This is a genomic window from Phaeobacter gallaeciensis, from assembly GCF_001678945.1.
GTDB lineage: Bacteria > Pseudomonadota > Alphaproteobacteria > Rhodobacterales > Rhodobacteraceae > Phycobacter > Phycobacter gallaeciensis_A.
Window position 1 is genome coordinate 2,898,857 of the sequence record NZ_CP015124.1, and the last position, 22,215, is coordinate 2,921,071.

Annotated in this window: 24 protein-coding genes; 4 read left to right on the forward strand and 20 right to left on the reverse strand. The window is 63.3% G+C overall.

From position 1 onward, the window contains the following. The first annotated feature begins 307 nt into the window (after positions 1–307). The 4 genes from JL2886_RS13785 (at position 308) to JL2886_RS13800 (ending at position 4,137) form a co-directional block, all read left to right on the forward strand. The gene (locus tag JL2886_RS13785) at positions 308–1,027 is read left to right on the forward strand and encodes a helix-turn-helix transcriptional regulator (RefSeq protein ID WP_065272533.1); all 720 of its coding nucleotides are present in this window, start codon (positions 308–310) and stop codon (positions 1,025–1,027) included. Between the two features lie 112 nt (positions 1,028–1,139). Further along, the gene (locus tag JL2886_RS13790) at positions 1,140–1,781 is read left to right on the forward strand and encodes an acyl-homoserine-lactone synthase (RefSeq protein ID WP_065272534.1); all 642 of its coding nucleotides are present in this window, start codon (positions 1,140–1,142) and stop codon (positions 1,779–1,781) included. 83 nt (positions 1,782–1,864) lie between these two features. Further along, positions 1,865–3,400, forward strand: a complete 1,536-nt coding sequence (locus JL2886_RS13795; RefSeq protein WP_065272535.1) for an ATP-dependent DNA helicase — start codon at positions 1,865–1,867, stop codon at positions 3,398–3,400. Continuing rightward, positions 3,397–4,137, forward strand: a complete 741-nt coding sequence (locus tag JL2886_RS13800; RefSeq protein ID WP_065272536.1) for an SDR family oxidoreductase — start codon at positions 3,397–3,399, stop codon at positions 4,135–4,137. Before JL2886_RS13795 ends, JL2886_RS13800 begins: the two co-directional genes overlap by 4 nt. A 147-nt stretch (positions 4,138–4,284) precedes the next feature. Here the strand turns inward: JL2886_RS13800 and JL2886_RS13805 are convergent, their stop codons facing one another. The 20 genes from JL2886_RS13805 to pcaF all read right to left on the reverse strand — a co-directional run bounded on the left by JL2886_RS13805 (position 4,285) and on the right by pcaF (position 22,096). Next, complete coding sequence (locus JL2886_RS13805; protein WP_065272537.1) at positions 4,285–4,701, reverse strand: VOC family protein; 417 nt, start codon at positions 4,699–4,701, stop codon at positions 4,285–4,287. An 89-nt stretch (positions 4,702–4,790) separates the two neighbouring features. Next, a complete protein-coding gene (locus JL2886_RS13810; protein ID WP_065272538.1) occupies positions 4,791–5,585 on the reverse strand; it encodes a TIGR02186 family protein in 795 nt (264 codons plus the stop codon). Further along, positions 5,585–6,505, reverse strand: a complete 921-nt coding sequence (locus JL2886_RS13815; RefSeq protein WP_065272539.1) for a sulfite exporter TauE/SafE family protein — start codon at positions 6,503–6,505, stop codon at positions 5,585–5,587. Before JL2886_RS13815 ends, JL2886_RS13810 begins: the two co-directional genes overlap by 1 nt. 192 nt (positions 6,506–6,697) lie before the next feature. Continuing rightward, entirely contained in the window at positions 6,698–7,705 is a 1,008-nt protein-coding gene (locus JL2886_RS13820) for an ABC transporter permease (protein ID WP_065272540.1), read from the reverse strand. Beyond that, the gene (locus JL2886_RS13825) at positions 7,705–8,799 is read right to left on the reverse strand and encodes an ABC transporter permease (RefSeq protein WP_065272541.1); all 1,095 of its coding nucleotides are present in this window, start codon (positions 8,797–8,799) and stop codon (positions 7,705–7,707) included. The genes JL2886_RS13820 and JL2886_RS13825 overlap by 1 nt, the downstream gene beginning before the upstream one ends. After that, complete coding sequence (locus tag JL2886_RS13830) at positions 8,800–10,329, reverse strand: ABC transporter ATP-binding protein (protein WP_065272542.1); 1,530 nt, start codon at positions 10,327–10,329, stop codon at positions 8,800–8,802. It abuts the gene before it with no gap. A 191-nt stretch (positions 10,330–10,520) separates the two neighbouring features. Then, on the reverse strand, positions 10,521–11,516 hold the full coding sequence (locus tag JL2886_RS13835; RefSeq protein ID WP_065272543.1) for a BMP family lipoprotein: 996 nt from the start codon (positions 11,514–11,516) through the stop codon (positions 10,521–10,523). A gap of 159 nt (positions 11,517–11,675) precedes the next feature. Then, positions 11,676–12,074: a GNAT family N-acetyltransferase gene (locus JL2886_RS13840; RefSeq protein WP_082996167.1), complete on the reverse strand. Its 399-nt coding sequence runs from the start codon at positions 12,072–12,074 to the stop codon at positions 11,676–11,678. 31 nt (positions 12,075–12,105) lie between these two features. Then, positions 12,106–12,702, reverse strand: coding sequence for a tRNA (adenosine(37)-N6)-threonylcarbamoyltransferase complex dimerization subunit type 1 TsaB (tsaB, locus tag JL2886_RS13845; protein WP_065272545.1), 597 nt, complete (start codon positions 12,700–12,702; stop codon positions 12,106–12,108). Between the two features lie 48 nt (positions 12,703–12,750). Beyond that, the gene (locus JL2886_RS13850) at positions 12,751–13,314 is read right to left on the reverse strand and encodes a NifU family protein (protein ID WP_065272546.1); all 564 of its coding nucleotides are present in this window, start codon (positions 13,312–13,314) and stop codon (positions 12,751–12,753) included. 121 nt (positions 13,315–13,435) lie between these two features. Then, positions 13,436–13,891: a universal stress protein gene (locus tag JL2886_RS13855; protein ID WP_065272547.1), complete on the reverse strand. Its 456-nt coding sequence runs from the start codon at positions 13,889–13,891 to the stop codon at positions 13,436–13,438. Between the two features lie 21 nt (positions 13,892–13,912). Next, on the reverse strand, positions 13,913–14,983 hold the full coding sequence (locus tag JL2886_RS13860; protein WP_065272548.1) for an AbrB family transcriptional regulator: 1,071 nt from the start codon (positions 14,981–14,983) through the stop codon (positions 13,913–13,915). Next, positions 14,976–15,839, reverse strand: coding sequence for a branched-chain amino acid aminotransferase (locus JL2886_RS13865; protein WP_065272549.1), 864 nt, complete (start codon positions 15,837–15,839; stop codon positions 14,976–14,978). Before JL2886_RS13865 ends, JL2886_RS13860 begins: the two co-directional genes overlap by 8 nt. Before the next feature lie 376 nt (positions 15,840–16,215). After that, entirely contained in the window at positions 16,216–16,977 is a 762-nt protein-coding gene (locus tag JL2886_RS13870) for a Phenylacetic acid catabolic protein (RefSeq protein ID WP_065272550.1), read from the reverse strand. An 80-nt stretch (positions 16,978–17,057) separates the two neighbouring features. Then, positions 17,058–18,131 (reverse strand): 1,2-phenylacetyl-CoA epoxidase subunit PaaE, encoded by a 1,074-nt coding sequence (gene paaE / locus JL2886_RS13875; RefSeq protein ID WP_065272551.1) that lies wholly within the window; start codon positions 18,129–18,131, stop codon positions 17,058–17,060. A gap of 10 nt (positions 18,132–18,141) precedes the next feature. Further along, positions 18,142–18,615 carry a 1,2-phenylacetyl-CoA epoxidase subunit PaaD gene (gene paaD / locus JL2886_RS13880; RefSeq protein ID WP_065273708.1) on the reverse strand — a complete coding sequence of 158 codons (474 nt, stop codon included), beginning with the start codon at positions 18,613–18,615 and terminating at the stop codon, positions 18,142–18,144. A 151-nt stretch (positions 18,616–18,766) separates the two neighbouring features. Continuing rightward, positions 18,767–19,528 carry a 1,2-phenylacetyl-CoA epoxidase subunit PaaC gene (gene paaC / locus JL2886_RS13885; RefSeq protein WP_065272552.1) on the reverse strand — a complete coding sequence of 254 codons (762 nt, stop codon included), beginning with the start codon at positions 19,526–19,528 and terminating at the stop codon, positions 18,767–18,769. Beyond that, on the reverse strand, positions 19,528–19,812 hold the full coding sequence (gene paaB, locus JL2886_RS13890) for a 1,2-phenylacetyl-CoA epoxidase subunit PaaB (RefSeq protein WP_065272553.1): 285 nt from the start codon (positions 19,810–19,812) through the stop codon (positions 19,528–19,530). Before paaB ends, paaC begins: the two co-directional genes overlap by 1 nt. Positions 19,813–19,893: 81 nt before the next feature. Next, positions 19,894–20,871 (reverse strand): 1,2-phenylacetyl-CoA epoxidase subunit PaaA, encoded by a 978-nt coding sequence (gene paaA / locus JL2886_RS13895; protein WP_065272554.1) that lies wholly within the window; start codon positions 20,869–20,871, stop codon positions 19,894–19,896. A gap of 22 nt (positions 20,872–20,893) precedes the next feature. Then, a complete protein-coding gene (pcaF, locus tag JL2886_RS13900; protein ID WP_065272555.1) occupies positions 20,894–22,096 on the reverse strand; it encodes a 3-oxoadipyl-CoA thiolase in 1,203 nt (400 codons plus the stop codon). Positions 22,097–22,215: the final 119 nt, after the last annotated feature.

The window sequence follows — 22,215 nt, forward strand, 5'->3', positions numbered from 1 at the left end:
TTTGTTTTCTGAATCTTAAAATATAACAATTTCAGAATGTTACTCTGGGCTTTCCTCACCATTTCTGGGGAAGGAAAATCTGCGAATATACGAAAAATTCTCGCAAAATTAGGCTGTCCTTGGGTGACATAGGCTCAAGGGGGGGCCGATATGGCAAAAAATGAATGGATTCTGGACGTTCTCGTTGACCTCAGAGAGGTTGCCGCTGCAAAAGGTCTGGGGAGGCTAGGCGACCAGCTCGATATCGCGCTGGATATTGCTTATGCAGAGATCACGCCTCAGCTTGATGACAACGGTACGCGATCCTATGGGGAAAACGGTAGATCTGGACGGCATCCTGGAGGACTTGGATGCCACCACGACACTTGAGGGTCTGCAAAAGATCACCGAGCGCGTCCGGGATGCCTTTGAGATCGATCATATCGTCTATCACTGGGTCGATAGCGCAGGCGAGCAATACGGCTGTGGCACCTATGATGATGTCTGGGTCCAGCGCTATCTGGAGCAGGGCTATCTGCGGACCGATCCGGTCATCATTGGTTGTTATCAGCGGTTTCATCCGGTCGATTGGAAGCGGCTCGACTGGTCCACCAAATCGGCGCGTATTTTTCTGAAAGACGCGCTGGCGCATGGGGTCGGAAATCAGGGTTATTCAATTCCGATTCGCGGTCCCAACGGGCAATTCGCGCTCTTTACCGTCAATCACAATTGCTCAGATGAGGACTGGGAAGAATTCACCGAAGCCCACAGCCGCGAACTGATTCTGATGGCGCATTATTTCAACCGCAAAGCGCTGGAATTCGAACCTGATCGCGGCCCGGAACAGGCCCAAACCCTGTCGCCAAGGGAAATTGATGCACTGACCCTGCTGGCAATTGGTTACAGCCGTGCGCAGGTCGCACAAACGCTTTCAATTTCGGAACATACCTTGCGCGTTTACATTGAAAGTGCTCGATTTAAACTCGGCGCGCTGAATACGACTCATGCAATTGCCCGCGCATTAAGCTGCGGCTTTATCGTTGTCTGATCCGGGCGCGAAAATCTGCTCAAATCCAATCTTATGAATTCGTTAATGTCTTTGGCGCATCGCCTTCTGGGCGTAAGCTCCCCCTGCATTTCAAGCAAAAGGGGACGAAAAAATGCTTCGCTATATCTACGGACACGACCTGCATAAACATCCTGAACTGGCCCGCTCCATGTTTCAGGATCGCGCCGACCAATTCCGCACCCGTCTGGGCTGGGAGGTCAGCGTCGATGCCAACGGACAGGAACGCGATCAATACGATGCGCTGGATCCGCTTTATGTGATCTGGGAAATGCCGGATGGCAGCCATGGCGGCTCCATGCGGTTTTTGCCGACCACCGGGCGCGTGATGGTGAATGAAATTTTTGGCCATCTCACTGGCGGCAGTCCGATCACCAGCCCGCTAATCTGGGAATGCACCCGGTTCTGCCTGTCGCGCAATGCGCCGTCCAAGGTGGCAGGTGCGCTGATGTTGGGCGGGGGTGAGATCATGCGCAATTTCGGCATCCGCCATTTCGTCGGTGTCTTTGACCGTCGGATGATCCGGATCTATCGCGCCATCGGCTCCAGCCCCGAGGTTCTGGGCACCGAGGGAGAAGGCCGTGACCAGATCAACGTCGGTCTGTGGGAGTTCACTCCGGACAGCTATGACATGGTGGCCAGCCGCGCGGGCATCGCGCCCGAGCTGTCGCGCCTGTGGTTCGACCGCTCCTTTGGCGGTGCCGACCCGATGAAGCAGATGGCGCTGACTGGCTAGGACCCGGGGCTGTCTTGCGACCCCACATGCCACGGGGCCGGTTGCATCTGGTGCAGCCGACCCCGCAGATGTAGGGTCGCGCCATGACAAAGCCGCTTATTCAATTCTCCGACGATCAGGCCGCCGCTTTTGACAGCGTGACCGCGCTTTTGCACCAGGCCGGGGTGGACCTGGACGATGGTCTGCTGCACCCGCCGCGCGGCGACGCCGGTGTGATGGCGGTGATCGGCAAGGCGGGGTCGGGCAAGACTCTGCTGCTGGCCGAGCTTTACAAGGCGCTGGAAGATGTCGGCGTCGAAGTGGTGTCGGGCGATTACGAAAGCCGCAAGAAAAGCGGCAAGCGCACCCTTGCGATTCTGGCCCCCACCAACAAGGCAGCCAGCGTGCTGCGGCTGCGCGGGGTGCCCGCGACCACCATTCACCGGATTCTCTACACGCCGGTCTACGATCCCGAATACGAACGCATCGCCGAATGGTTGGCCGGAAACGGCGAAGAGCCTGATATCGAAGGTCTTACCGAAGAGGCGCTGGCGCGCGCGGCGGCCTTTTACGAGCGCAACAAATCGATCCCCGGGGCGCTGGCGGCGGCAGGGCTGCGCGGCTCCGATTTCATCACCGGCTGGAAACGCCGCGAGGACCCGCTGGACATCGGCTTTGTAGATGAAGCCTCGATGCTGGATGACCGGCAGTTCAGCGATCTCAAAGAGATTTTCCCGACCCTGTTGCTGTTTGGAGACCCGGCGCAGCTGGCGCCGGTGAACCAGTCCGGTGCCATGGTTTTTGACGGGCTGCCAGAGACGCGCAAACTGGTGCTGAGCCGCATTCACCGACAAGAGGCCGATAACCCCATTCTGGACCTTGCTCATGCGCTGGCGGATCCGCAGCTTGGGTTCGAAGATTTCGAACGTATGGTCGAAGACACGGCCCGCCGCGACGAGCGCGTGGTCTGGGGGCAGCGGGTCGAGGTCGACCTGATGGCGCGCTCCCCGGTGCTGGTCTGGCGTAACAACACCCGGATCCGCCTGATCAACGCCTTCCGCAGCGTCCATGGCGCCCCCGAGGATGCGCTGATCGAAGGGGAACCGCTGATCTGCGACGGTATCGAACTGCCGCTGAAACACCGCAAGAAACGTCTTGATCTTGAGGCGCGCGGACTGATCAAGGGCGCGCAGGTGATTTACCTCGGCCCCGGCCGCAAACCCGGATTTTCCCGCCTGCACGTGATGGGCGCCGAGGATCCGCAGGTCTCGGCTGCCTCCATCGTGAAGATCGAAAAACCGGACGAGGAAGAGCCCTTCATCCCCTTTGCCGCGCGCATGGGGGCGACCTTTCTGCATGGGGCGGCGGTGACCATTCACAAGGCGCAGGGTTCGCAATGGGAGACCGCGCAGGTCTTTGCCCCCGATATCTATGCCGCTGCGCGCATGGGCCGGGTCGAGGCCGGTCAGCCGCTGTGGAAACGGCTCGCCTATGTGGCGATCACCCGGGCGCAGGAGCGGCTGATCTGGGTGGTGCGCAACCGGCTGGCCAAACCCACCGGGCCGCTCCGGGTGGACGATCTGCGCGCCGCACCGGTGGCGGCGCTGACACTCGAGGCAGAGGAGGAAACCGCGTTATGAGCAACAAGACAATCCTGATCACCGGCGCCAGCTCTGGCATTGGTCGGGCGGTGGCCGAACAGTTCCTGACCCAAGGCTGGACCGTGGGCCTGCTGGCCCGGCGCGCGGACAAGCTGGCGGATGTGGCGCTGGGGCACGACCGGGCCTATGTGCTGCCTGCGGACGTGACCGACGCCACTGCCGTGGATCATGCGGTCAACAGCTTTGCCATGCAGGCCGGACGGCTGGATGTGCTGTTCAACAACGCGGGTATCTTCACGCCGCCCGGCACCATCGATGAGATCGCGCTGGAGGATTGGCATGCCTCGGTCAATGTGAACCTCACGGGCATGTTCCTGGCGGCGCGGGCGGCCTTTCGGCAGATGCGCCATCAGGCACCGCAGGGCGGACGGATCATCAACAACGGCTCCATCGCTGCCCATGTGCCGCGTCCCGGCTCGGCGCCTTATGCGGCCACCAAATCGGCGATCACCGGGCTGACGCGCAGCATCTCGCTGGACGGTCGGCCCTTTGATATCGCCTGCGGGCAGATCGACATCGGCAACGCACGTACGCCAATGGTAGAGGATCTGGCCCATCGCCATGCCGAGGCCAATCCCGAGGCCGCGCCGATGGACACCTTTGATGTGGCGGATGCGGCGCGGTCGGTGCTGCATATGGCTGAATTGCCGCTGGAGGCCAATGTGCAGTTCATGACGGTGATGGCCACCAAGATGCCCTATATCGGCCGCGGCTGATCAAGGCAGGGCAGGGGGCTTAGAGGGGGAGCGCTCCCGCCCGTCTTCGATCTGCTTGCGCCGCTCTCATCCCGTTGGGCCCGGCACCGCGCATGGCGCGCTGCCTGTTTCGAGTGGTTGTGATCCTGTCGCCCTTGAAGACCTGGGCTAACCGTCTCGTCCCGGCTCGTTCGGGTTGCTGGAAAACAATGCTATCTTGTTGCCTTGTGGATCGCGCAAGTAGCCGACAAAGAACCGGGGACCATAGGCGGCGCGAAATCCTGGCGGCCCCTCATCAGTGCCACCTGCGGCCAGCGCGGCGGCGTGGAGGGCGCGCACCTGTTCCTGGCTGCGCGCCTCAAAGGCCACCATGGCGCCATTGCCAGCCGAGGCCGCCTCTCCATTGAAGGGCGGTTTGACGTAGAAATCAGGCAGAGCAGGAGACTGGCCCGGCTCCACTGGCAGGGCATAGCTTAGACCTTCAGGTCCCTCCGATAGCCCATAACCAAGGACCGGTAGGAAGGCAGAATAGAACTGTTTGGCACGCGTGATATCGTCAGCTCCGACGGTGACATAGGCGATCATGCTTGCTGTCCCATTGCGCGATACATCTGATTGCCAAGGTGGCAATCCGACTGGCTGTTTAGACTGCGAAACGGCATGAATTGACGCTCCTACCGGTCGCGCAGCAGCTGGAAGGCTGCCGAGGCGCCCCAGCCAGCAAGGACGGCAATGACCAGTGACATGATCCCGTAAATGAAGGGCCGTTCGCGCGAGAGGGCGTAGAGGAACCGCTCCAGCCCGACCTTGCGCACGTCGATTGCGGTTTCATAGCTGGAGACCACCTCGCCGCCGCGGGTCAGCAGGACGCGGGTGGTATAGGCGCCCTCGGTCAGGTTCGCGGGCATGTCGATCGCGGTGCGGAACAGGGTTTGCTGGTCCACGGTGACGGTGCTGGGCCGCAGGGAGTAAAGCCCTTCCTCGCGGCGGATGCGCACCACGGCCTCGGCAAAATCCTGGGCGCCGCGGATGTTCATCGCGGCCCCGACCGAGCGGATGGCGCGTTCGACCGATACCTTGTGGCGCAGGTCCTCGATATCCGTCAGCACCGCGCCGAAGGGGGCGCTGGTGGCTACGGCGTAAAAGCTAGGCGCGGAGTCGACCAGCACGCTGTCGACATTGACCCAGATGCCAAGCTTCTTTTCCTTGCGACGCACGGTGACCGGGGCGGAGGGGCCGGACACGGTGACGATCACTTCGAGCGGCGGCGCATCCGCCGGGATCGGAGTGTCGCGTTTCACCGCGCCGAAGACCAGGATTTCGGAGCCGTCAAAATCGGCGGTGATGGCGACGCGGTTCTGGCTGAGGCCAAGCACAACCGCTTCGCGCTCGTTGGCGCGACCTGGGGAAGCGAGAACCGCAGGAAGGCTGAGCAGGGCAATTAGCAACAGGCGGAAGAGCGGCGTCATCAGTGACCTCCTGCCACGCCGAGCGAGAACAGCTCGTCCGGCTGAATAAGAAGCTCAAGCCCCAGTTTACCGCAGACCAGCAGCACCATCAGTGCCAGCAGGATCCGCAGCTGTTCGGCCTTGAGATAGGTGCCGATGCGGGTGCCGATCTGCGCCCCGACGACGCCGCCAACCAATAGGAGCACGGCCAGCACGATGTCCACGGTAAAGTTGGTCGTGGCGTGCAGCATGGTGGTAAAGGCGGTGACGAGGATGATCTGGAACAGCGAGGTTCCGACCACCACCTTGGTCGGCATGCCGAGGATATAGATCATCGCGGGCACCATGATAAAACCGCCGCCCACGCCCATGATCGCGGCCAGAATGCCGACAGCTACGCCGACCAGAACCGGCGGGATCACCGAGATATAAAGACCGGAGGTGCGGAACCGCGTCTTGAAGGGCAGGGCATGCACCCAGCTGCGCTGCCGCCGCGCTGCTGGCGCGCCGCCCGATTTACGGGATTTGCGCAGGGCGCTGAGGCTTTCGATGAACATCAGCCCACCAACGACGCCAAGGAAGACGACGTAGCAGAGTTTCACCAGCAGATCGACCTGACCCATCTGTTTCAGATGGTTGAAGACCACCACGCCGAGCGCGGCGCCAAGCAGACCACCGGCCTGCAGCACAAGCCCCATCTTGATATCAACGGTGCGCCTTCGGAAATGGGCAAGGACGCCGGAAAAGGAGGAGGCGACGATCTGGTTGGCCTCGGTCGCGACCGCCACAGCAGGCGGAATGCCGATGAAGAACAGCAGCGGTGTCATCAGAAAACCCCCGCCGACGCCGAACATCCCCGAAAGGATACCCACCAGCCCACCCAGCCCCAGAAGAAGGAAGGCATTGACCGAAACCTCGGCGATGGGAAGGTAGATCTGCATACTCAATTTAGACCCCTTTGCCGGTGCAAAATCAACTGGCGATGCCGCCCCGCAGCATTCAGGACCGATAATCGGGATCAATCTGGACTTATCACCCCGTATGAGGGGAAAGAGCGCGTGCAAAACACAAAACCGCCCGGCGGGGGGCCGGGCGGTTTGACTGGGTCATGCAGCTATGTGACCGGTGCGCTCTTAGCGCTCCTTCACGTAAGGCTCGCCGCCGGCGCGGGGCGGAATGGCCTTGCCGACGAAACCGGCCAGGATCACCACGGTCAGGATATAGGGCAGGGCATCCATCACCTGCACCGGGATGGTGACGCTGCCCAGTTCGATATTCTGAAACCGTAGCGCGACCGCTTGCAACAGGCCGAACAGCAGGCAGGCGCCCATCGCGTGCCAAGGCCGCCATTTGGCAAAGATCAGCGCCGCCAGCGCGATGAAGCCACGACCGGCGGTCATGTCTTTCACGAAACCGGCCTGCAGGGCCGTCGCCAGATAGGCGCCCGCGATGCCACACAGAAGGCCGCAGATCGCAACGGCGGCGAACCGCAGGCCCACCACCGAAACACCGGCCGTGTCCACCGCTGCCGGGTTTTCCCCGACCGCGCGCAGACGTAGGCCGAAACGGGTGCGGAACAGCACCCACCAGGTCAGCGGTACCGCGAGGAAGGCGGCATAGACGAGGATGGAATGCCCCGACAGCAGCTCGGAATAGACCTGCTGGAACATGCCCGCTTCGGCGATCAGTTCGGACAGGGGGCGGCCCGCTGCCTCGGCGTCGCTGGGGCCGATGGCAAAGGGCAGTTCAAGACCGCCAAAGCGTCCCTCGCGCAGCAGGGAAGGGGTGCGCCCGCCTTGCTGGAACCAATCCTGGGCGATCAGCACGGTCATGCCTGCGGCCAGAAAGTTGATGGCGACGCCGGAAATCAACTGGTTGCCCCGGAAGGTGATCGAAGCGACCCCGTGCAGCCCAGCCAGCACCAGCGAGGAGGCGATGCCCGCGAGCAGTCCCAGCCAGACATTGCCGGTGACTGCGGCCACTGCAGCGGACAGAAAGGCGGCCATCAGCATCTTGCCTTCAAGGCCGATGTCAAAGATGCCCGCGCGCTCTGAGAACAGGCCGGCCAGGCAGGCCAGAAGCAGCGGCGTCGCCAGACGGACGGTGCTGTCCAGCACCTGAATGATGGTCAGGAATTCCATCAGGCTTTCTCCTTCCGCAATGCAAGGAAGATCTTTTCAAGCGGTATCCGCACCATATTGTCCAGCGCGCCGGTAAAGAGGATGACCAGCGCCTGAATGACGACGATCAATTCGCGCGGGATTGAGGTCCAGAGCGCCAGTTCCGCGCCGCCCTGATAGAGGAAGCCAAAGAGGATCGCGGCCAGAAAAACGCCAAAGGGATGGTTGCGCCCCATCAGCGCCACGGCGATGCCGATGAAACCAGCGCCCTCGGTAGAGTTCAAAACCAGACGCTCGGCCTCGCCCATGACGTTGTTGATCGCCATCATGCCGGCAAGCCCGCCCGAGATCAGCATGGCGATCATGGTGATCTTTACCGGGGAGATCCCGGCATAAAGAGCGCCGGGTTCGGAATGGCCATAGGCGCGAATCTCGTACCCCAGCCGCGTACGCCAGATCAACAGCCAGACGGCAAAACAGGCGGCGACGGCCACCAGCAGGCTGACGTTTGCCGGGGCGGATTTCGAGAAATTGATCCCAAAGGGCACCAGCAACTCGTGCAGGCTTGGCAGGTGCACGGCTTCGGCAAAGCGCGCGGTGGCCGGGTCCATGGCCCCTGCGGGCTTCAGCACGTTGACCAGCATGTAGTTCAATACCGCCGCGGCGATGAAGTTGAACATGATGGTGGTGATCACGATATGGCTGCCGCGCTTGGCCTGAAGGTAGGCCGGGATGGCGGCCCAGGCGGCCCCAAAGAGGGCGGCCCCGAGGGCGGCAAAGATCAGCGCCAGCGACCAGTGCGGCCAGGGGATGTAAAGGCAGACAAGCGCAACGCCAAGCCCCCCCAGCATCGCCTGACCTTCGCCGCCGATGTTGAACATGCGGGCGTGGAAGGCGACGGCGACGGCAAGGCCGGTAAACAGGAAATTGGTCGCATAATAAAGCGTGTAGCCCCAGCCATAGGTGGAGCCGAGCGCGCCGGTTACCATCATCTTGACCGCAGCAATCGGATCCTCGCCGATGGCCAGGATCACGAGGGCAGAGAGGAGGGCCGCCAGTATCAGGCTGATCAGCGGGATCAGGACCACATCGGCCCATTTCGGCATTTTTTCCATTTACGCGGCCTCCCCCGCGACACCGGCCATCAGAAGGCCCAGTTCCTTTTCATCGGTCTGATCGGCGGCGCGTTCGCCCATGATCATACCGTCAAACATCACCGCCACCCTATCAGACAGGGACAGGATCTCTTCCAACTCGACCGAGACCAGAAGGATCGCCTTGCCCTCATCGCGCAGGGCGACGATCTGCTTGTGAATGAATTCGATGGCGCCGATGTCGACGCCGCGGGTGGGCTGGCCGATCAGCAAGAGGTCGGGATTGCGCTCGATTTCACGGGCGACGACGATCTTCTGCTGGTTGCCGCCGGAAAAACTCTTGGCGGCCAGCCAGGGATCCGGCGGGCGCACGTCGAATTTCTCCATCTTCGCAGCGGTGTCGGCGCGCAGAGCTGCGTTGTCCATCAGAAGGCCCCGCTGGTATTCCGGCGCGTGGTGATAGCCAAAGGCGACGTTTTCCCAGGCGTGGAAATCCATGATCAGCCCTTCGCGCTGTCGGTCTTCGGGGACGTGGGCCACATGGGCGGCGCGGCGTGCCCGCCCGTCCGATCCGGCGCCAGACAGCGGCAGCGGCGTGCCATTGAGGCGGATCGTACCGGTGCCGGGGCGCATGCCGCCCAGCACCTCCAGCAGCTCCGACTGGCCATTGCCCGCCACACCGGCGATGCCGAGGATCTCTCCGGCGCGCACATTGAGGTCGATGCCCTTGACGCGCTCGACGCCCGCCTCGTCCACGACGCGCAGGTTCTCGACTTCCAGGATCGGCTTGCCGGGCTTCGCGGGGACCTTGTCCACGCGCAGCAGCACCTTGCGGCCCACCATCAGCTCGGCCAGATGTTCGGGGCTGGTCTCGGCGGTTTTTACCGTTGCGGTCATTTCGCCGCGGCGCATGACGCTGACCGTGTCGGTCGCCTCCATGATCTCGCGCAGCTTGTGGGTAATCAGGATGATCGTCTTGCCCTCGGCCCGCAGGCGGTCGAGGATGCGGAACAGCTGGTCGGCCTCTGCCGGGGTCAGAACGCCGGTGGGTTCGTCCAGGATCAGGATCTCGGCCTTGCGGTACAGGGCCTTCAGGATCTCCACACGCTGCTGCATGCCGACGCCGATCTCGTCGATGCGCTTGTCCGGGTCCACGAAAAGCTCGTATTCCTCTTCCAGCGCCTTCAGTTCCTTGCGGGCGCGGGTCAACGAGGGCATCAACAGCCCGCTGTCCTCGGCGCCCAGAACGATGTTTTCCAGCACCGTGAAATTCTCGACCAGCTTGAAATGCTGGAACACCATGCCGATCCCGGCGGAAATGGCGGCCTGGCTGTCTGGGATCTCGGTCTTCTTGCCGTTGATCCAGACCTCGCCGCTGTCGGCCTTGTAAAAGCCGTAAAGGATGCTCATCAGGGTGGATTTTCCGGCGCCGTTTTCGCCGATGATCCCGTGGATCGTGCCGGGGGCGACGCTGATGGAGATGTCCTTGTTGGCCTGGACGGGGCCAAAGGCCTTGGAGATGCCTTTCAGTTCAATCGCTGGTGCCGTCATTCTGGCTCCTCAACATGCGGGGGCGCGGACCGGGGGGATGCCGGTGTGATGCGCAGGGGGCGGATACCGGTGCGGCGGTGCGTCCCTCGAATGGGATGGAAAAACCAAACCCGGAGGCGGCGTTGCGGCAGCCTCCGGGTAAAGTGGACTCTGGCCGTACCTTCTGCAGGGCGGGCCAGAGCGGTTGCCGATCAGAACGACAGCGCCGGGCAGCTGTCGTCAGACATGTAGTCATGCACCTTCAGCTCGCCCGAGGCGATCTTGGCTGCTGCAGCGTCCACCATGGCTTTCATCTCGTCCGAAACCAGCGGTGCGTTGTTGTCGTCCAGCGCGTAGCCGACGCCGCCATTGGCCAGCCCCATGACCGAGAAACCGGTTTCCATGTCAGCGCCATCGCTGAAGGCCTCGTAAACCGCGTTGTCCACGCGTTTCATCATCGAGGTCAGTACCTTACCCGGGTGCAGGTGGTTCTGGTTGCTGTCCACGCCGATGGACAGGATGTCCTCATCCGCAGCGGTCTGCAGAACGCCCACGCCGGTGCCGCCTGCCGCAGCATAGACCACGTCAGCGCCCTGGCTGATCTGCGCCTTGGTAAGCTCGGAGCCTTTTACCGGGTCGTTCCAGGCCGCCGGGGTGGTGCCGGTCATGTTGGCGATCACCTTGGCGTCGGGGTTGGCGGCCATCACGCCCTGGGCATAGCCACAGGCGAATTTGCGGATCAGCGGGATGTCCATGCCACCGATGAAGCCGACGGTGCCGGATTTGGAGGCCTCAGCTGCCATCATGCCGACGAGGTAGGAGCCCTCGTGCTCGTTGAAGACAACCGAGCGCACGTTGGGCGCGTCCACGACCATGTCGATGATGGTGAATTTGGTGTCCGGGTAGTCGGCAGCCACCTGGCCCAGAGCGTCAGCAAAGGCAAAGCCTGCCATCACGATCGGGTTGGAGCCCGCTTCGGCAAAGCGGCGCAGGGCCTGCTCGCGCTGGGCCTCGGATTGCAGTTCGATCTCGCGGAAGCTGCCGCCGGTCTCGTCTGCCCAGCGTTTTGCGCCCATGAACGCCGCTTCGTTGAAGGATTTGTCGAATTTGCCGCCAAGGTCAAAGATCAGCGCCGGATCCGCCAGGGCCGCGCCCGCAGTGACGGCCAGTGCGGCCGAGCCGCCCATCAGGGTTTTCATCAGGCTCATTAGAATACTCCCAGTTGTGTTTTATGATTGTCACAGCCGCCGTTGGGCTGCCCGGTGCGTTATGTGACCGGGACGAATAGAGGTGCGGCAATTTAGCCCGCAGCATCGCGGCAGGGTCAACCGCTTTTTGACCAAACGGTGGAATTCCATACGGGTGGCCTAACGTAAGCTGCACCGCATAAGCACCGCGTCCACAGGGGCGGCGCCTTTGCGGGCATAATAACCGGGCCGGGTGCCGCAAGTGGCGAATCCGCATGCCTGGTAGAGCGCCTGCGCCGCGGTATTGTCGGCGGCCACCTCCAGAAAGGCTTCGGTGGCGCTGCGTGTGCGGGCGAGATCCTGCCAGTCCTGCATCACCTGCCGGGCCAGACCCTGGCGCTGGTGCGCGGGGTGGGTGGCGATGGTCAGCAACTCGGCTTCATCCGCGATGACGCGGACAAGGGCGAAACAGCGGGCATCACCGATTGCAAAGGTCAGGGGGCTGTCCAGGAGGTCGGCGAATTCCGCAGCGCTCCATGGGCGCGACTGGGTAAAGGCCGCCGCGTGTGTCCTAGCCATGTCGTCTGTGGCTGGGGCAGAGGCCACGGCGTCAGCCATCGATCAGCGCAGGCGGAGTATCGCGCGCGGGCGCGGCATCGGCAGCGCGCAGATAGAGGGGCGCGGGGGCGGCGGTGTCCTGATCCATCCGGGCGGCTGCCAGACGCGCGATCGCCTCGGCCAGCCCTGCGGGAGAGGCCTCGGGCGCAAAGGTCAGCCCGGCACCGCGCGCGGCTTCTTCGGCTTCCTCGCGGGGCATCAGACGCGGTGCCTGATCCGGCAGGGCGGCATAGACCTGATCACGCGGGGCGGGAATGCCGGGCAGGGTTCCTGTGGCGGCGCGGGCGTCAAAACCGTCGATGCCCACGGCCGGAACGCCAAGACCCAGCGCCAGACCTCGGGCGGCGGAAACGGCGATGCGGATACCGGTGAAATTGCCGGGGCCGACGCCAACACCGATGGCATCCAGATCCGCCCACGTGGCGCCGCCTGTCGCCAGCACCTCTTCCAGCAGCGGCATCAACCGTTCGGCCTGCCCGCGTGTCATCGGCTCCAGCGCCTCGGCAACAAGGGTGTCACCGCGCAGCAAAGCGGCCGCGCAATGCGCGGCCGATGTGTCAAAGCCCAGAACCAGTGGTTCGGTTGTCATCCTCTGTCCTTTCAGGTCGCCAGCATGGCGACGGGTCTGTCCTGCCGCTCAGACGGCGACCGGGCGGACCTCGGTGACTTCGGGGATGTAGTGGCGCAGCAGGTTCTCGATGCCCATTTTCAAGGTCAGCGTCGAGGAAGGGCAGCCCGCGCAGGCGCCCTGCATGTGCAGGTAGACGACGCCGCGTTCAAAGCCGTGGAAAGTAATATCACCGCCATCCTGGGCCACGGCCGGGCGCACGCGGCTGTCCAGGAGGTCTTTGATCTGGTTCACGACTTCGCCGTCTTCGCCGCTGTGTTCGGCATGGCCCGAGGCCTGCTCACCACCTGCGCTGATCACCGGCTGACCGGATTGGTAATGCTCCATCACCGCGCCAAGGATGGCAGGTTTGATGTGATCCCATTCGACGTCGTCGGCCTTGGTGACGGTGACGAAATCATTGCCGAAGAACACGCCGGTGACGCCGCTGACGGCGAAGATGCGGCTGGCCAGAGGAGAGCTCTCTGCCGCTTCGGGGCTGGCGAAATCGGCGGTGCCTGCCTCCAGAACGGTCTGTCCCGGAAGGAATTTCAGCGTCGCCGGGTTGGGCGTGGATTCGGTCTGAATGAACATTTCGGGTCTCCGTTGGTCTGCAGGAGATATGCGCGCCGTAGTCGCACAAGTCAAGGTTTGGAACGGTTCTAAATTGCCAAATCCACCTGTGCATCAGGGAACAGCGGCAGCAATTGAGGGCTCAGGTAATCGCTTCCAGCCGGTCTTTGGACAGATCGCCCGGCACGATGGTGATCGGTACCGGCAGGCTGCCCGAGGTCTTGCTCAGTTGGTTCACCAGCGGTCCCGGCCCCTTGCGGTCGGTGCCCGCGCCCAGCACCAGAACGCCGATGTCGGGATCGGCTTCGATCTGGGCCAGGATCTCGGGCACGGCCTCGCCTTCGCGGATGATCAGCTCCGGATCCACCCCCTGACGGTCACGCATCCATTTGGCGAAAACCTCGAAATGGGCATGGATGCGTTCGCGGGCCTCTTCGCGCATGACTTCGCCCACGCCGATCCAGTGGTTGAATTCATCGGGCGGGATCACTGACAGGATCGCCACCCCGCCACCGGTGCGGGCCGCCCGCATCGCGGCGAACCGCATGGCGTTCAGGCATTCACGGCTGTCATCCAGCACAACCAGAAATTTGCGCATCTGTAGCCTCCACAATCCTGATCAATCTGCCCGAGGGGCCGCGTCCTGTCCATTGCTTTTCAGTGCGGCGCTGTTTGCCACCCGGGTTGCGTAGAGCATCAGAACCACCGCCAGCACCATCAGGCGAAACAGATGCGCTGCCGCGACAAAGGTGGGATCGGCGCCAAGCGCGGCGCCGAGGATGATCATGGTTTCCAGCCCGCCGGGGGAAAATCCCAAGAGCACATCCAACAGCGGCAGCCCCGACAGATAGGCCGCTGGCAGGGCCGCTATCGCTGCCAGGCCGCAGGTCAGAAGGACGATCACGCCGCCCGCCAGCAGGCTGCCCTGCAATTCGCGCCAGCTCATGCCGGTAAAGCGTCCCCCGATAAGGCTGCCCATCAGGATCAGCGCGCCCTGCGCCCCCCAGCCGGGCAACCCGCCCGCAGTCCAGCCGCCAAGATGGGTCGTCGCAGCGACGGTTATCCCGGCGATCAGCGTCGGGGCGGGCAGTTTGATCCGGCGCAGCAGCGGCGCGATGGCAAGGGCGATGGCGATCTGGATCGCGATCCAGCCCAGTGGTGTCACCGCAGCGCTGCCCGGCAGGCCAAAGCCGATCTCCATCCCCGCAAGGGTGGCCCCCAGCGGCACCAGCAGGGTCAGCGACATCAGCCGGATTGAGGCCAGCACCATCGGCCGCGTCAGGGACAGAGACAGGCTGTCCGCCAGCGCGATCACCAGCCCCAGATGTCCGGGCGCGGCGGCGAGAAAGGATTCGTGTCGTTCAAACGGCAGGATGCGGGGCACCAGGCTACGCCCGGCGAAGGGCGTGACAATGGTCAGGGCCGCCAGCAGTCCAAAGGCCACTGGCCAGCGCATCATGGCGGCAAAACTTTCGGGGCTGACCATCGAACCGATGCTGAGCCCCATCACCAGAAACGCCGCATCCCGCAGCCGGGGCGCGATATCCATCGGTGCGCCCCAGAGCCCGGCAAGGCTGACGGCGATGGCAGGCCCGGCCAGCAGGGCCATCGGCATATGGATCAGGGAGGCGATCAAAGCTCCGACCCCGCCGACGGCGATGGTCAGAAAGCTTTGCCGCCACTCACCCATGCGTGGCAGCCCAGTCCCAATACATCTCGCGCACGCGGCGGGCCATGGGGCCGATCTGATACTGACGGTCGTCGAAAGCGGTGACCGGGGTGACCTTGCTCATGTTGCCGGACATGAAGACTTCGTCGGCCTCCTCAAAGTCCTTAAAGCTCAGCACGGTCTCATGCACGGTGACGCCGTCGGCCTTCAGGTTCTTGATGTGACGGGCGCGGGTGATGCCGGCCAGGAAGGTGCCGTTGGCGATGGGGGTAAAGACCTCGCCATCCCGCACCATAAAGATATTGGCGGTGGCGGTTTCGGCCACGTTGCCCATGGCATCCTGCACCAGCGCGTTGGCAAAGCCCTTGGCCCGGGCCTCGCGCAGCATGCGGGCGTTGTTGGGGTAAAGGCAGCCGGCCTTGGCGTTGACTACGGCGTTTTCCAGCACCGGACGGCGGTACTGGGTGCGGGTCAGCGTGGCGCTGGCATCCGCCGGGGCCATCGGGATCTCTTCCAGGCAGAGCGCGAACTTGGTGGTCTCCGGCTCGGGCGCAATCATCGTCGCATCGCCATCGGTGGCCCAGTACATCGGGCGGATATAGACCGCAGCGCCGGGGGCAAAGCGTTTCAGTCCCTCGCGGGTGATCTCCACCATATCCTCGACCGAGACGGTAGGTTTCATCATCAGCGCCGAGGCCGAGGCATTGGCGCGGGCGCAGTGTAGATCCAGATCCGGCGTCACCCCGTCAAACAGCCGCGCCCCGTCAAAGATCGAAGAGCCAAGCCAGGCCGCGTGGTCGGCGGCGGACATGATTGGCACGTCCCCGTCGTGCCACTGACCGTTGAAGTAGGTGTGGATGGTGCTGCCAGCTGCCATGATCGGGGCCTTTCAAAATGTCTTGCGTCCCCGGGACACTAGGAGGCTCTTCCGGCAAGGTCCAGTGCCCGGTCGGCGCTTCTTTGCACATGGGTGGGTGGGGGCTGTGGAGGTGTTGCGTTGCCACTGCGCGCCGGGACAAGGAGCTGGCAAGCTGTTTCGCACGCGAAACAAATGGGAAAACACCGAGGATCGGGCGCTTTGCGCGCGCCGCCCGGCGCGCGCCCGGCCCAAGGGGACAAGGCGCATCCGTGATGCGCAGTGTCCGGGCGGGAGTGCCCCGCCTGCCTGCCCGCCTGACTATATGGGCGCTTTTCTGGGAGACCGCGCAGGACCCTGTGTCGGGACCTGTGCCGGATTGGGGGACCGGAGCGGCTCAGTTGCCCGATGTCAGGCCCAGCTTCCCAAGGATCGCACCCGCGTCTGCGGCCCAGCGGTCGTGCAGCTCGGCATTGGTGCCATGGCGCAGGCCCATCGCGCGCAGCCCGTCGAATTTCTCCGAGGTTTGCGAGCCGAAAGAGGCGGCAACGCGGGGCCACCAGTAGTCCACCGCTTCCTGCGCCTGCGCTGTCTCGCCGTTCTCTACCAGCTGGGTCAGCCCCTCTTCGGCCAGCTCCGCATGGCGCTGCTCGATCGGGGCGATGCTGCGGAAGGCCTCTGCCAGAGGCTGGTAGGACACCTGCGACAACTCCCCAAGCTGCACCGTGACAGCGCGGCCCATCAGAAGGTTCATCACCACGGCGTCAAGCCAGCCTTCCAGCGGGTAGTTGAACACCGCAAGGCGCATGTCGTGCTTGCTGCGGCTCTGGCCGATGTCGGCATCGCGGGTCAGCCGCGCGGTCCAGGGGTGGTGATCGGCGTAGGCCTCGGTATCGGCGCCGAATTCCCCCATGATCCGCAACACCTTGTCGGCATTGTCGGATTTCTCCAGCACGATCTTGGCGGCGGCGATGCGGGCCTTGATGCCGGGACCTTCGTTGATGATATCGGCAAAGCCCGCGGCCCCGGCGAGCTCGCTGTCGACAAAGGTCGCGATCAGTTTCAAGAGTTCCGCACGATAGCGCGGCGGCACGTTGGATGGATTGGTGAGCTTGCCGCCCTGCGCAAGATAGCTGCTGAGGCTCATGTCCTCGGCCATATCTGATCCTCCCTGAATTCGGCCCTGTGAAACGGGCCCTTAAACACAGACGCGCCCGGAAGGGCGCGCCATGAAATGCATTACTGATCGTAATCCACGACCACCCTATCGGTGACAGGATAGGCCTGGCAGGACAAGACGTAGCCCTTTTCGACCTCGTAATCTTCGAGCGCGTGGTTGGTGACCATTTCCACCTCGCCTTCCAGCACCTTGCAGCGGCAGGTGGAGCAGACCCCGGCCTTGCAGGCGTAGGGTGCGTCCATTGCGTTCTCGAGCGCCGCATCCAGGATGGTGGTGTCCTTGCCCATCTCGATGGTCTGGGTGGCGCCATCAAGGGTGATCGCGGCAGAGGTCTGGTTGGCGTTGCTGGCCGCATCGGCGGCGCTCGCCTTGCGCTTGGCCCGGCCGGGCTGGGCGCTGGCGAAGAGCTCGAACTTGATCTGATCGTCCTTCAGGCCTGCCGTGCGCAGCGCTGCGGCGATGCCCAGCATCATCGGCTCCGGCCCGCAGATAAAGGCGGTGTCGACGTTGTCGATATCAATCCAGTGCTCGAACAGCTGGGCGCATTTCTCCTCGGTCACCAGCCCGGTGAAGAGGTCGATCTCCTGCGCATCGCTTTCCAGAATGTGGATGACGTTGAAGCGCCCCATGTAGAGGTTCTTCAGGTCTTCCAGCTCCTCGCGGAACATGATCGTGTTGACGCCCTTGTTGGCGTAAACCAGCGTGAAGGTCGAATTTGGCTCGGCCGCCAGGGTGGTCTTCAGGATCGACAGCACCGGGGTGATGCCGGATCCGCCGGCAAAGCCGAGGTAGGATTTTTCGGCGCCAGCATCGAGCGGCGTGAAGAAGGTGCCCATCGGCGCCATCGCCTGCAGGGTGTCACCGGGTTTCAGGTCGGTATTGGCCCAGGTCGAAAAGGCGCCGCCATCGACGCGCTTGATGCCGACCTGCAGGATGCCATCCTCCTTGCCTGCGCAGATCGAGTAGCTGCGGCGCAGCTCCTCGCCGTCGAAATCGCGGCGGAAGGTCAGGTACTGGCCTTGGGTGAAATCGAACTCCGCCGCCGCGCCATTGGCGGGCTTCAGGGAGACAACAACCGCATCGCGGATCGTCTTGCGGACATCGGTGACTTCTAGATCGTGAAAGCGCGCCATGGAGGTCTCCTCAGATGCACTTGAAATAATCAAAGGGTTCGAGGCAGTCCTGACAGCGCCAGTGTGCCTTGCACGGGGTGGAGCCGAACTGGCTCACACGGGTGACGTTCTTGCTGCCGCAATGGGGGCATTTTTCCGGGCCGCCTGCGGCCTGGGGCGGGGCGATGCCGTATTCCTCCAGCTTGGCGCGGCCTTTTTCCGACAGCCAGTCGGTGGTCCAGGGCGGGGCGATCTGGGTTTTGAGGCGGATGTCCTCGACCCCGTGATCGCGCAGGGCGGTTTCGATATCCATGTTGATCACCGCCGTCGCAGGGCAGCCCGAATAGGTCGGGGTGACGGCCACCTCCAGCGTATCGCCGTCCCAGGCGACACCGCGGATGATGCCGAGATCGACCAGAGAGATCACCGGGATTTCCGGATCGGGCACGGCGTCCAGCCATTCCCAGATCTGCTCCACGCTTGGCTTGTCTACTGTTTGGCTCATGTGGATGTCCTCATCGGCTGTACCGCCCGGCCGATAGGCCGGGCAGCGCCCGTCCGCCCCGTCAAACCGCAGGTTTGCCTCCGGCAAAACGGGGCGGGCGCTTCGATTCCGCCCGCGGACGGGCTCTGCCCTTGTTACTCTGCGCGCAGCCTTACCACTTGGCGCCGGGATAGGCGCGCTGCAGCCACTGCATATGGGTCAGCAGGTGGCCCAGGTGCTCGGTGTGCATCTTGCCGGTGCGCCCGCCCTTGTGACCAAAGGAACTGTCCGGGATGGTCAGCGTTGCCTCGCCCATGATCCGGCCGATCAGCGCATCAAAATCATCCCGCAGGCTGGCCGGATCGGGCGCAATACCCGCCTTGACCATCTCCGCGTCCACATCGTCGGACTGGAACATCTCGCCCACATAGGGCCAGAGGTAGTCCAGCGCCTCTTGCATGCGGCGGTGGCTTTCCTCGGTGCCATCGCCCAGACCTACGACCGTATCGGCCGAGCGTTCCAGATGATAGGCGACTTCTTTGCTGGCCTTGGCGGCAATCGCGGCGACCCGTTCGTCACTGGATTTCATCAGGTGACCCAGCTGGATCGAGTGCCAGGCATCGAACAGGCACTGGCGCATCAGGGTGCGGCCAAAGTCGCCGTTCGGCACCTCGACCAGCAGCACATTGCGGAAATCCCAGACGTCGCGCAGGAAGGCGAGGTCATCGGCGCTCTTGCCTTCACCCTGCACTTCGCCCGCAAGGCCAAGCCACATCTGGGTCTGGCCGATGAGGTCGAGCGCGGTATTGGCCAGCGCGATATCCTCTTCCAGAACCGGCGCGTGGCCGCACCATTCGCTGACGCGATGGCCCAGGATCAGGGTGTTGTCACCCATCCGCAAAAGGAACTGAGTAAAGGCTTCCTCGCGGGTCATCACATCGCTCCCACTTCTTCGGGGATGTCAAAGAAGGTCGGGTGACGGTAGACCTTGGATTCCGACGGCTCGTACAGCGGGCCTTTGTCACCGGGCGAGGAAGCGGCGATATTGTTCGCCTCGACCACCCAGATCGACACGCCTTCGTTGCGGCGGGTGTAGACGTCGCGGGCGTTCTTGATCGCCATTTCGGCGTCCGGCGCGTGCAGCGATCCGACGTGGCGGTGGCTCATGCCATGCTGACCGCGGATAAAGACTTCCCAAAGGGGCCATTCATGTTTCATGGGGTGTTCCTCCTGGCTGAGGGGCCACCCTGGCGCAGGTCGATCATGGACCGGGCAGGGGGCAGATAAGGCTTGGGTCGGTTATTCGGCGGCGTGTTTGCGCGCGGCCTTTTTCTGGGCGTGGGCCAGCAGGCCGTCACGGACCCATTCGCCGTCTTTCCAGGCGTCATTGCGCGCGGCCAGACGGTCGGTATTGCAGGGGCCGTTGCCCTGGATCACGTCGAAGAACTCCGACCAGTCGGGATCGGTGTAATCATAGTGACCGCGTTCCTCGTTCCACTTGATGCCGGGATCGGGCAGCTCAAGACCCAGGAATTCGATCTGCGGCACGGTCTGGTCGACGAACTTCTGACGCAGTTCGTCATTGGTGTTCATCTTGATCTTCCAGGCCATCGATTGCGCCGAGTGCACCGAATCCTTGTCCGAGGGACCGAACATCATCAGCGACGGGAACCACAGTCGGTTCAGCGCGTCCTGCGCCATCTTCTTCTGCTCAGGCGTACCTTCGGCCATCTTGCGGATGGCGTCATAGCCCTGGCGCTGGTGAAAGCTTTCTTCCTTGCAGACCCGGATCATGGCGCGGCTGTAAGGGCCGAACGAGGTCCGTTGCAGCGGCACCTGGTTCATGATCGCGGCGCCATCCACCAGCCAGCCCACTGCGCCGATATCGGCCCAGTTCAGCGTCGGGTAGTTGAAGATCGAGGAATACTTCATGCGGCCATCCAGCAGCATTTCCGTCAGCTCGTCACGGGAGACGCCCAGCGTTTCTGCCGCGCAGTAGAGATACAGACCATGGCCCGCCTCGTCCTGCACCTTGGCCAGCAGGATCGCCTTGCGCTCCAGCGTCGGGGCACGGGTGATCCAGTTGCCTTCGGGCAGCTGGCCGACGATTTCCGAGTGGGCGTGCTGGCCGATCTGGCGGATCAGCGTCTTGCGATAACCCTCGGGCATCCAGTCCTTGGGCTCGATCTTTTCGCCCCGGTCGATCCGCGCCTGAAAGGCGGCGAGTTTTTCGGGGTCGTCTTGCGTGGCCTCGGATTTCACCATCTGAGCATACATAGCGCGTTTCCTCCCTTACTGATTACACACGTTCAAGGATCAGGGCGGTGCCCTGTCCGACACCAACGCACATGGTGCACAGCGCGTAGCGCCCGCCAGTACGTTGCAGTTGATAGGCGGCGGTCAGCACCAGCCGGGCGCCGGACATGCCAAGCGGATGGCCGATGGCGATAGCACCGCCATTGGGATTAACATGGGGCGCATCGTCCGCCACGCCAAGGGCGCGAAGGGTCGCAAGCCCCTGCGAGGCGAAGGCCTCGTTGAGTTCGATCACGTCCATCTGGTCGATGGTGAGGCCGGTGCGGGCCAGAACCTTTTGCGTCGCGGGGACCGGGCCGATGCCCATCACGCGGGGTTCGACCCCGGCGGCGGCCATGCCGACGATGCGGGCCATCGGTTTCAGGCCGTTCTTGGCCGCGGCGGCCTCATTCGCCATCAGGATGGCAGCGGCGCCGTCGTTGACGCCCGAGGCATTGCCTGCGGTCACGCTCTTGTCCGGGCCGTTGACGCCCTTCAGCTTCGCCAGCTTGTCGGCGCCGGTGCCGGGGCGGGGGTGTTCGTCGGTGTCCACGACCAGGGCATCGCCCTTGCGCTGCGGAATGGTCACCGGGGTGATCTCTTCGGCAAAGACGCCTGCCTCATGTGCGCTGGCCCAGCGGGCCTGGCTGCGGGCGGCAAATGCGTCCTGATCCTCGCGCGAGATATCATAATCTTCTGCAACGTTATCAGCGGTCTGCGGCATCGAGTCGGTGCCATACATCTCGTGCATCTTCTTGTTCACGAAGCGCCAGCCGATGGTGGTGTCGTACACCGCGTTGGCACGGGTGAAGGCGCTGGTTGCCTTGGGCATCACGAAAGGCGCGCGGCTCATGCTTTCGACGCCGCCTGCGATGGCCATGTCATAGTCTCCGGCGCGGATGCCGCGGCTGGCCATGCCCACCGCGTCCATGCCGGATGCGCATAGGCGGTTGATGGTGGTGCCGGGCACATCCACCGGCAGACCTGCCAGCAGGGCCGCCATGCGGGCCACGTTGCGGTTGCTTTCCCCGGCCTGGTTGGCATCGCCAAAGATCACATCGTCAATGCTGGCCCAGTCCACGTCCGGGTTGCGCGCGACCAGCGCGGCAATCGGGGCAGCGGCCAGATCATCGGTGCGGACCTGGCTGAGGGCGCCGCCGTAGCGGCCAATGGGGGTCCGGGTGGCATCGCAGATGAATGCATCCATGGGGTTCGCGTCTCCTGTTTGGCTCAAAAATTAGCCGACCGTGTAGTCGGTGTACATTAAAGCAGCGATTCGCGGCAAGCAAAATGTAACGTAAAAAGTATGCGGTTGGAAAATCTGTA

Excerpts from the sequence above, each read along its gene's own strand:
- JL2886_RS13800 (WP_065272536.1), top strand. The coding sequence starts at position 3,397 with ATGAGCAACAAGACAATCCTGATCACCGGCGCCAGCTCTGGCATTGGT.
- JL2886_RS13785 (WP_065272533.1), top strand. The coding sequence starts at position 308 with ATGGGGAAAACGGTAGATCTGGACGGCATCCTGGAGGACTTGGATGCC.
- paaD (WP_065273708.1), bottom strand. The coding sequence starts at position 18,615 with ATGAGCCAAACAGTAGACAAGCCAAGCGTGGAGCAGATCTGGGAATGG.
- JL2886_RS13830 (WP_065272542.1), bottom strand. The coding sequence starts at position 10,329 with ATGACGGCACCAGCGATTGAACTGAAAGGCATCTCCAAGGCCTTTGGC.
- paaA (WP_065272554.1), bottom strand. The coding sequence starts at position 20,871 with ATGTATGCTCAGATGGTGAAATCCGAGGCCACGCAAGACGACCCCGAA.
- JL2886_RS13790 (WP_065272534.1), top strand. The coding sequence starts at position 1,140 with ATGCTTCGCTATATCTACGGACACGACCTGCATAAACATCCTGAACTG.
- paaC (WP_065272552.1), bottom strand. The coding sequence starts at position 19,528 with ATGACCCGCGAGGAAGCCTTTACTCAGTTCCTTTTGCGGATGGGTGAC.
- JL2886_RS13865 (WP_065272549.1), bottom strand. The coding sequence starts at position 15,839 with ATGGCAGCTGGCAGCACCATCCACACCTACTTCAACGGTCAGTGGCAC.
- paaE (WP_065272551.1), bottom strand. The coding sequence starts at position 18,131 with ATGGCGCGCTTTCACGATCTAGAAGTCACCGATGTCCGCAAGACGATC.
- JL2886_RS13825 (WP_065272541.1), bottom strand. The coding sequence starts at position 8,799 with ATGGAAAAAATGCCGAAATGGGCCGATGTGGTCCTGATCCCGCTGATC.
- pcaF (WP_065272555.1), bottom strand. The coding sequence starts at position 22,096 with ATGGATGCATTCATCTGCGATGCCACCCGGACCCCCATTGGCCGCTAC.
- JL2886_RS13840 (WP_082996167.1), bottom strand. The coding sequence starts at position 12,074 with ATGGCTAGGACACACGCGGCGGCCTTTACCCAGTCGCGCCCATGGAGC.
- JL2886_RS13855 (WP_065272547.1), bottom strand. The coding sequence starts at position 13,891 with ATGCGCAAATTTCTGGTTGTGCTGGATGACAGCCGTGAATGCCTGAAC.
- JL2886_RS13810 (WP_065272538.1), bottom strand. The coding sequence starts at position 5,585 with ATGACGCCGCTCTTCCGCCTGTTGCTAATTGCCCTGCTCAGCCTTCCT.
- JL2886_RS13850 (WP_065272546.1), bottom strand. The coding sequence starts at position 13,314 with ATGTTCATTCAGACCGAATCCACGCCCAACCCGGCGACGCTGAAATTC.
- tsaB (WP_065272545.1), bottom strand. The coding sequence starts at position 12,702 with ATGACAACCGAACCACTGGTTCTGGGCTTTGACACATCGGCCGCGCAT.
- JL2886_RS13835 (WP_065272543.1), bottom strand. The coding sequence starts at position 11,516 with ATGAGCCTGATGAAAACCCTGATGGGCGGCTCGGCCGCACTGGCCGTC.
- JL2886_RS13870 (WP_065272550.1), bottom strand. The coding sequence starts at position 16,977 with ATGGCCGAGGACATGAGCCTCAGCAGCTATCTTGCGCAGGGCGGCAAG.
- JL2886_RS13860 (WP_065272548.1), bottom strand. The coding sequence starts at position 14,983 with ATGGGTGAGTGGCGGCAAAGCTTTCTGACCATCGCCGTCGGCGGGGTC.
- JL2886_RS13795 (WP_065272535.1), top strand. The coding sequence starts at position 1,865 with ATGACAAAGCCGCTTATTCAATTCTCCGACGATCAGGCCGCCGCTTTT.
- JL2886_RS13820 (WP_065272540.1), bottom strand. The coding sequence starts at position 7,705 with ATGGAATTCCTGACCATCATTCAGGTGCTGGACAGCACCGTCCGTCTG.
- JL2886_RS13805 (WP_065272537.1), bottom strand. The coding sequence starts at position 4,701 with ATGATCGCCTATGTCACCGTCGGAGCTGACGATATCACGCGTGCCAAA.
- paaB (WP_065272553.1), bottom strand. The coding sequence starts at position 19,812 with ATGAAACATGAATGGCCCCTTTGGGAAGTCTTTATCCGCGGTCAGCAT.
- JL2886_RS13815 (WP_065272539.1), bottom strand. The coding sequence starts at position 6,505 with ATGCAGATCTACCTTCCCATCGCCGAGGTTTCGGTCAATGCCTTCCTT.